Origin of the sequence: Myxococcus sp. RHSTA-1-4 (genome assembly GCF_020037125.1) — a bacterium.
In the GTDB taxonomy this organism is placed as follows: Bacteria; Myxococcota; Myxococcia; order Myxococcales; family Myxococcaceae; genus Myxococcus.
Genome location: NZ_JAIQDG010000033.1, coordinates 115,915 through 123,875, shown reverse-complemented (window position 1 = coordinate 123,875; position 7,961 = coordinate 115,915). Strand labels below are relative to the sequence as shown.

Genomic DNA, 7,961 nt, shown 5'->3' with positions numbered 1-7,961 from the left:
CTCATGGGTAGGCAAGCGCATCACGCCCTTGCCTACGCCTCAAGTAGGTTCTTGCCGTTACTCCAACACGCTCCTAGTCGCGCGCGTCGTGGGCCGCGACACGTCCCGGCTGCTCGGGAAGACCTACATGGAGTCCGGGCTCCCAGGGCGCTCGGATGATCGCACCAGGGGGAGGTGTCGGTATCCACCCATGGCTCCTCCTCCTCTTGCGGCATTCCAGCCAGGTGGGAGATGTGGGGCTTAGCAGTACGTGCGCAGTCCGCTATCCTGCGCCCCGCGGCGGATCAGCGGTCCCGCCCGAGCATCGGGGGGCTCCTCCAGGGGCCCGCGGAAGGAAGGCGACATGTGTTGGCGCAGCAGGCCCTGCTCCGGGCCGCGCTTCAATTTCCGGACGCTGAGCGCCATGCGCGGCGGGCGTCCGGAGGGCTCGGGGTCCGCTCACGGTAGGGAGGGCGCCCGGTGCGTCTGAAGCTGAAGCTGATGCAGAAGATGATGGTGGTGCCCGCGGTGGCCGGGGTGTTCCTGGTGGCCATCCTCGTGGCCTTCGTGACGCTGGGCCTGCTGGCCGGCCGCGTGTACGAGCGCATCAACTCCTCGCACGTGCCCACCATCGAGCTGAGCCGGGAGCTGCACCTCCGCTACCCGGGGCTGCACCGGAGCGTGATGGCCGAGGTGACGCGCAAGGCGGAAGGCGGGCTGGAGCCGCTGCGCGCCGAGGTGAAGGAGCTGGAGGCGAAGCTCGACGCCGCGCGGGTCGTGCCGGGTGCCAATGTGGCGCGGACGGACACACTCGAGGGCGAGCTCGCCACGTACTGGAAGAACGCCGAGGAGGCGCTGGCGCTCGCGGTGAAGGGGGATGCACAGGCGGAGGCCGCGCGCACCCGGCTGGAGTCATCCTTCCAGGCGCTGAACGCGGCGCTGAAGCAGGCGGCGGAGGAGGATGCCCGGAACATCGCCGTCTCCTATGACGAGGTGAAGGGGCTGCACCTCACCATGCAGGTGCTGGTCATCGTGCTGGTGCTGCTGGGCATCGCCCTGACGGTGGGGCTGGCGCTCTGGGTGCACCGCGAGGTGACGGTGCCGCTGGCGAAGCTGACCGCGGTGGCCACGCGCATCGCCCAGGAGGGCGACCTGACGCAGCCCATCGACACGGCGTCGCAGGACGAGGTGGGCGAGCTGGCGCGCGGCTTCCAGGTGATGGTGACGCGGCTGCGCAACGTGCCGAGCACCATCTCCGCGGTGGTGGCGGACCTGTCGGCTGCGGCCGGGCGGCTGACGCAGGCCAGCCAGGAGCAGGTCAACTTCCTCACCAACCAGTCCCGCAGCCTCACCGAGGCGAGCACCACCATCGCCGAAATCGCGCAGACGTCCAGCATGGCCGCCAGCCGCGCGGAGATGGTGCTGAAGGTGGCGGCGCAGGCGGACGCGTTCAGCGCTTCCGGCCAGCAGTCGATTGAGAAGAGCGCCGAGGGCCTCCAGCAGATCCGCCAGCGGGTGGGCGCGCTGGTGGGCAGCATCGGGCACCTCAGCGAGCAGGCGGTGCACGCGGGTGAAATCATCAGCAGCGTGAAGGACCTGGCGGACCAGTCCAACGTGCTGGCGCTGAACGCGGCGATTGAAGCCGCGCGCGCGGGCGAGGAGGGCCGGGGCTTCGCGGTGGTGGCGCGCGAGATGCGCTCGCTGAGCGGCCAGTCGCTGCAGAGCACGCAGCGCATCGGGAAGATTCTCCTCGAAATCAATCAGGCCATCCGCCAGACGGTCTCCATCGCGGAGGGGGACAGCCAGAAGATGGAGGAGGGCATCGAGCAGGTGCTCGCCTCGGCGAACACGCTGAAGGAAATCACCACGGTGGTGCAGGAGAGCAGCCAGGCCGCCCGGCAGATTGTCGCCTCCGTCACCCAGCAGAACGCCGGCATCGCGCAGATGACCGAGGTGATGACGCAGCTGTCGTCGATGATGGCGGACGTCGTCACCGCGACCATGACCGCCGAGGAGGCGGTGACGCAGATCAACACCTCGCTCGGTCAGCTCACCGAGCTGTCCACCGCGTTCCGCGTCTGATTCAGGACGCGGAGCCCGAGGGTATTCCAGCCCCTGTCTCCCAGGGCACGGCCCCCGCCAGGCCAGCCCCGGGCCGCCCATGCCCGGAATGGAGCGTCCATTCCACCTGGCCCGCCAGGCCCTTGTCGCCTCGATGGGCCGTCATGGCCCAGGCACCGCCGGGCGGCGCCTGTCCTTGGGCGATTCCCCATCGCGTCATGAATGAGCCGTGGAGGCAGGGCCGAGAGGGGCCGCTGCTCGGGCTCAGGGGCCGTCCGGGCCCGGGTTGCCGTTGCCGCTGTCGGCCACGTAGCGCCACTGCCCATCAGGCTGCCTGCGCCAGACGGAGAGATACTTGAGGTAATCGGTGGTGGGCTTGCCGTCCGGGCCGGGTGAGACGGAGACGGCGCGGCCCACGGTATAGGCCATGTCCCCCGAACTGGCGGCGCCGCCGAGCCGGGGCTCCCAGCGCAGGTCCACCTTCTCGCGGGTGAAGGGCGCGTAGCCGCTCGCGACGGCCTCCTGGCCGAAGAAGCCGCTGGGGCCGCTGGGAATCACGACGTTCGGAGCGGCCCAGGCGCCGAAGGCGACGCCCATGCCCTCCCGCACGGACTGGCCGGAGAAGGTGGAGTCGGCGGCGAACGCCTCGGCGAGCACGTCCGCGGGGGCCGCCGGCGTGGCTGGAGGCGTACCGGTGGAGGCCACCGAGAACGCGGGCGGCACCTTGAGAGGACCCGGGGAGCGGCCATACACGGCGGCGGCGAGCCGCCACGGGCCCTCCGCCGTCCGCGTCCAGACCGCGAGGTAGCGCTGGTAGCGCTTGCCGGGCTTCAGCCGGGGAGGCGCAGCCGGTGCGGAGGATGCGCCAGCCGCGGAGGGCGCGGCCGTGGCCGGGGAGGAGCCCGTCGCTCCCTCCATGCCCGTTCCACCGGGAGCGGCGGACACGGTCGAGTCGAGCAGCACGTGGCCCACCGTGTACCCCATCCGCCCGTCCGCGCTCACGTCCCAGACCAGGGCCTCCGCGCTCAGGACACCGTCCCGCTCCAGCGGCTCGGCGGAGAGCCGCGCGCGAATGGCGTCGGGGCCGCGCAGCGCGTAGTGGCCATCCAGCAGCAACAGCGCATCCTCGGCGGCGGACGAGGCGATGCCCTCCGCGGAGCCCTTCTTCGCCATGGCGTCGGCCATGGCGGCGTCGGCGGCGCGCAGCGACTCGCGCGCCTCGGCGGGTGACAGTGCCGCCTTCGCCGTGGAGGCGGCGGCCTCTTCCGGCGACGGCGTGCGAGCGGTGGCGCCGGGACCGGCGCAGGCCGTGGTGACCAGTGACACGAGGATGGCTCCCGCGAGCTGTTGCTTCATGGCTGACTCCCTCCCTGAGGTCTTCCCTGTCATTCGCCCTGCATCAACCCGGTGACTCGGCCGTCGTCGTGGACGGTGACGCGGCGGGCCGCCGGCTCGCGAGGCAGGCCGGGCATGGTGAGGATTTCGCCGGTGAGCGCCACCATGAAGCCCGCGCCCGCGGACAGCCGAACCTCGCGCACGGTGAGCGTGAAGCCCTTCGGCCGTCCCTGCTTCGTCGGGTCATCCGAGAGCGACAGGTGCGTCTTCGCCATGCACACCGGCAGCTCCGCGCCGCCCAGGTCGCGCACCATCCGCAGGTCCTTCTGCGCCCCCGCGGTGAAGGCCACGTCGTCCGCGCCGTACACGGTGCGGGCAATCGCGCGCACCTTCTCCTCGGGAGACTGGGACAGCTCGTAGAGGAAGCGCGGGCGGGGCGGGGCGGCGTCGGTCCGGTCCAGCATCTCCAGCACGCGGTCCGCCAGCTCCAGCGAGCCGTCGCCGCCGCGCGAGAAGCCCTCGCACACGGCCATCTCCACGCCGCGCGCCTTGCCGAAGGCGCGCAGCTCGTCCAGCTCCGCCTCCGTGTCCTGCGGGAACTGGTTGACGCACAGCACGGCCGGCAGGCCGAAGGCGGCCACCGACTCCAGGTGCTTCTCCAGGTGCGCGAAGCCGCGCACGAGCGCCTCGCGGTTCGGCTCCGCCACCCGGTCGGCCGCCGCTCCGCCGTGGTGCTTCAGCGCGCGCAGCGTCACCACCAGCACCACGCCCCGGGGCCACAGGCCCGCGCTCCGGCACTTGATGTCGAGGAACTTCTCCGCGCCCAGGTCGAAGCCGAAGCCGGCCTCGGTCACCACCTCGTCCGCGTACGCCAGTCCCATCCGCGTGCCCAGCACGGAGCTGCACCCGTGCGCGATGTTGCCGAAGGGGCCCGCGTGCACCAGCGCCGGGCCGCCCTCGCGCGTCTGCGCGAGGTTGGGCATCAGCGCGTCCTTGAGCAGCGCCACCATGGACGGCGCCGCGTCCACGTCCCTGGCGCGCACCGGCTTGCCGTCCGGGGAGAGGCCCACGACGATGCGGCCCAGCCGGGCCTCCAGGTCCTTGAGGCCCTCGGCCAGCGCGAGGATGGCCATCACCTCGCTGGCGGCGGTGATGTCGAACGCGGCCTCGCGCGGCACGCCGTGCGCCTTGCCACCCAGGCCGACGATGACGTTGCGGAGGAACCGGTCGTTCATGTCCATGGCGCGCCGCCAGCGCACGCGCGTGGAGTCGATGGCCACCGGATGGCCGTAGTACACGGCGTTGTCCACCAGCGCCGCGAGCAGGTTGTTCGCGGTGGTAATCGCGTGCAGGTCGCCGGTGAAGTGGAGGTTGATGTCGGCCGCGGGCTCCAGGCTGGCCTGTCCGCCACCGGTGCCACCGCCCTTCACGCCGAAGACGGGGCCGAGCGACGGCTCGCGCAGGGCGGCCACCGCGCGGCGCCCGCGCTTGCGCAGGCCCATGGCGAGGGCGACGGACATGGTGGTCTTCCCCTCGCCCGGAGGCGTGGGGTTGATGGCGGACACGAGGACGAGGCGGCCCTGCTTGCCGCCCTGCTTCGCGAGCGCGTCCAGCGACACCTTGGCGCGGTGGGTGCCCCAGGGGAGCACGTGTTCGGGGGACAGGCCCAGCTCGGCGCCTACTTCTTGGATGGGTCTCAGCGTCATGCCGCGACTCTCCGCGCGGCGGGGGCGGTTGTCCAGGTCAGCCGCACCCGTGTGCCTCACCTCTGCTCGCGGCGTTCACAGGGGGTGTGGTGCGAGGATGCTCAGGGCGCGCTGTCGGCGGTCAGGGACAGCGCGTTCCCGGCCAGCGCCTCGTCACTGGGGGTGATTCGAGCCTCCTGGCCGCTGACGACCTCCAGCCGCAGCCCTGGCGCTGTATCGGGTGGCAGCTCGGTAGGCCAGCGGCCCTGCGCGGCGCGAGCCACATCCATCTGCACGAGCGCGACGAGCGCGGCGGCCTGGAGTCGCTGTGAGTCGAGGAGAGAAAGCTCGTGGTGATACTTCAGGGCGCGCACCGTTCCTGGGTAGCCGGCGAGCAGCGAATGGCTGGCATCGATGTGGGCGAAGGCTCGCTGGCGCTCGCTGGGCGGCAGGTCCGCCAGGGGGACCATGGCGTCGAACACGGAGACATTGCGCCGCCAGACGTACCGTCGCACCAGCGGGTGGCCGATTCGGGCCGGGAAGTAGCACCACCCTCCCTGGGACTCGATGAGCGCTCGTCCCGAGGAAGGCAGCCGGGGGAGCGCCTCGGGTGGGAGGAGGTCCGGACCAAAGGTCGCCAGTTGGTGGAAGACGGATTCCTCGCGCAGCAGGGAGGAGAGGGGGGGAAGCCCCTCCCTCAGTCGCTGAAGCCGCGCCAGCGCTTGACGTTTGGGCTCCAGGGGCACCGCATTCAGGGCAGCCGCGCAGGGACGGTAGGCGGCCTCCTGGCTGTTGGCGGAGAGCACGCCGCCGTACAGCGCGCCCCCAAGGCTCAGCTCCCGGCTCAGCGCCAGCGCATCCAGGCAGGTATCCACGGCCTGCTCGGGCCGTCCCTCAGCCAGGAGCAGTCGCGACTCCAGCGAGGCCAGCTCCACCACATATCCCAGCGCATGCATGCCGCTCTTCTGGAATGAGGACGACCATCGGCTCAGGCTGCCGGCCCCCGCGGGAAGCCCGCCTACCTCCGCGTGGGTCGCGGCCAGGACACGGCGCATTACCTCCCTGCTCTGCTCGAGCGCCTCGCGGCAGGCGGGCGGCATCGTCTCGAGAGGAGCCTTGCCGGAGGCCACCTCGCGGCAACGCTCGCGGAGTACTTCCGAGGCGCGGAACCGGGCCGCGGAAGCGGCTTCGTCTCCTCCTTCGTGCTCAGACATGGAATCCGGCACGGGTCCGGGCAGCTTGAGCGCCTCGGGCAGCAATCGCCCCATGGCGTGAGCGAAGGTGCCCGGCGTGGGCGGGGAAACGTGGGAGGGGCGCGGGTGGGCCGCGCCCTCGAAGGCGTTGGCCTCGCTCACCAGCCGCTCGACGAGCGGGCCGGTACGCAGCAGCAGCCAGAGGAGCACTCCGACACAGGCGGGGGTGAGGGCAAGCACGCCGCAGCCCATGGCGCGAAGGGGCAGGGGCGACGCGGGGGATGAATTGCCGTGAGGGGAGCGGCTCGGGCCGGACACTCGTTCGATTCTATCTCTACGGGATGCGCTCAGGGGAGCGTCACGGGGCGGATCCGCCCGGAGCACTTCCAGTTCACGACCGTCGTCAAACCTCGGAAGACCGACCCCTATGGGTGGCGCGCCGTCTGCATCCATGGGCGTATCACCGATGGCGACTCTGGTGCGACCGATGCCTGCAGGTTCGAGGTGGGCCTGCCGGTATTCAATAAAGAGAGAGGTGAGATTCCGCTCGAAGAGGCCCAGCAAACCGCGGCGGAGTTGGCCAATCGCGCCAGTTACAGGATTCTTTCACAGGCTCGTCCGGGAGAAATGCTGGCCGTTCTATGTGGCGATTTCAAATCGCTCTATGGGGAAATGCTGAATGAGTGGATCAAGGGTGCTCGGGTGGGGCCATGCATGACCAAAGGGGTGAAGACCGTCCATTTTGGTATTTCAGACGGATGTGAGCCATGAGCCACTCCATGGAAGTTGAGCTCATCCAGATTGCGCGCACCTTCTACCCTCCAACGCATTCCGGCGGCATCGCCGAGAGCCCCGCGGGCCTGCTTGCTCACCAACGCTGGGATGCTGCCTGGGATAGGGCCATGGACTGGAAGGAGTGCGATGCCCTCATCGAAGCGGTACAGGCCGCATTCCCAAGTCATTTCGCAGGGAGGTTCATCCAACCGCGAATGGTTGCTTGTCTCTACTGCATCCTGGTCCTGGAGTCCTCAGGCCCCGGGAGTGGACGGATACGCACGCGCATCGTGGGGGCCATCAGCGTGCTGGCGCCCGTGTACCTGGTCTACGTGACGACCGAGCCCGTGGAGGCTGCGAGGCGTCCGGCTCGCGCACGAATCTCTTTCGTGCCGCAGGACTCAGAGAGACCTTATGCGAGCAAGCTGGCGAGGCTCATCGAGCAGCACCTGGGGTATCGCGCGTTCCCACTGGAGCTGGCGGATGTTCCACTCCCGGATATTCGTGTGGATTTCCTTCACAAAGAGCAGCCCACGTTGCTGACCGCGCTATTCGCCAACCGCTTGGAAGACCTTCCCTGAGCGCGATGGGTCTCAGCGTCATGCCGCGAATCTCCGCGCGGCGAGGGCGGTTGTCCAGGTCAGCCGCACCCGTGTGCCACGGGCTCCAGGGTATCAATGGTGATTCCCCACGAGAACCGCCGGGCCAGCCGCTCCACCAGCGACAGCCCGATGCCAAAGCCTTCCTTCCCGGGCTCGACACGGCCAAAGCCGGCGCCGGAGTCGGAGAGGGTCCACGCCGTGGGCTCGATGCGGATGATGATGCGCCCCTCGCTCGTGTAGGCGAGCGCGTTCTTGAGGAGGTTTCCCAGTATCCAGAGCCGCTCCACCCGGCCCGCGCGCTGGGCGGAGCCGCGTGCGCCATTCAGCGGGAT

7 protein-coding genes are annotated in these 7,961 nt (G+C 70.1%); 3 read left to right on the top strand and 4 right to left on the bottom strand.

Annotated elements, in window-relative coordinates:
• Positions 1 to 459: 459 nt before the first annotated feature.
• A complete protein-coding gene (locus K8638_RS34865; RefSeq protein WP_223759025.1) occupies positions 460 to 2,061 on the top strand; it encodes a methyl-accepting chemotaxis protein in 1,602 nt (533 codons plus the stop codon).
• Positions 2,062 to 2,304: 243 nt separating this feature from the next.
• Here K8638_RS34865 and K8638_RS34860 read toward each other — a convergent pair whose 3' ends face one another.
• The 3 genes from K8638_RS34860 to K8638_RS34850 all read right to left on the bottom strand — a co-directional run bounded on the left by K8638_RS34860 (position 2,305) and on the right by K8638_RS34850 (position 6,493).
• Positions 2,305 to 3,396: a DUF4440 domain-containing protein gene (locus K8638_RS34860; protein WP_223759024.1), complete on the bottom strand. Its 1,092-nt coding sequence runs from the start codon at positions 3,394 to 3,396 to the stop codon at positions 2,305 to 2,307.
• Positions 3,397 to 3,425: 29 nt separating this feature from the next.
• Positions 3,426 to 5,081, bottom strand: a complete 1,656-nt coding sequence (locus tag K8638_RS34855) for a formate--tetrahydrofolate ligase (RefSeq protein ID WP_223759023.1) — start codon at positions 5,079 to 5,081, stop codon at positions 3,426 to 3,428.
• A 101-nt stretch (positions 5,082 to 5,182) separates the two neighbouring features.
• Entirely contained in the window at positions 5,183 to 6,493 is a 1,311-nt protein-coding gene (locus tag K8638_RS34850; RefSeq protein ID WP_223759022.1) for a hypothetical protein, read from the bottom strand.
• A gap of 264 nt (positions 6,494 to 6,757) precedes the next feature.
• On the opposite strand from K8638_RS34850, the gene K8638_RS34845 reads away from it, so the two are divergent.
• Together K8638_RS34845 and K8638_RS34840 are read left to right on the top strand one after the other, a co-directional pair.
• Complete coding sequence (locus tag K8638_RS34845; RefSeq protein WP_223759021.1) at positions 6,758 to 7,024, top strand: hypothetical protein; 267 nt, start codon at positions 6,758 to 6,760, stop codon at positions 7,022 to 7,024.
• 8 nt (positions 7,025 to 7,032) lie between these two features.
• Positions 7,033 to 7,608 (top strand): hypothetical protein, encoded by a 576-nt coding sequence (locus tag K8638_RS34840; RefSeq protein WP_223759020.1) that lies wholly within the window; start codon positions 7,033 to 7,035, stop codon positions 7,606 to 7,608.
• Between the two features lie 59 nt (positions 7,609 to 7,667).
• On the opposite strand, the gene K8638_RS34835 is transcribed toward K8638_RS34840, so the two are convergent.
• Positions 7,668 to 7,916 (bottom strand): ATP-binding protein, encoded by a 249-nt coding sequence (locus K8638_RS34835; protein ID WP_223759019.1) that lies wholly within the window; start codon positions 7,914 to 7,916, stop codon positions 7,668 to 7,670.
• Between the last annotated feature and the right edge of the window lie 45 nt (positions 7,917 to 7,961).

Bases quoted from the DNA above. Each gene is read 5' to 3' on its own strand.
- K8638_RS34855 (WP_223759023.1), bottom strand. From the start codon at position 5,081: ATGACGCTGAGACCCATCCAAGAAGTAGGCGCCGAGCTGGGCCTGTCC.
- K8638_RS34860 (WP_223759024.1), bottom strand. From the start codon at position 3,396: ATGAAGCAACAGCTCGCGGGAGCCATCCTCGTGTCACTGGTCACCACG.
- K8638_RS34840 (WP_223759020.1), top strand. From the start codon at position 7,033: ATGGAAGTTGAGCTCATCCAGATTGCGCGCACCTTCTACCCTCCAACG.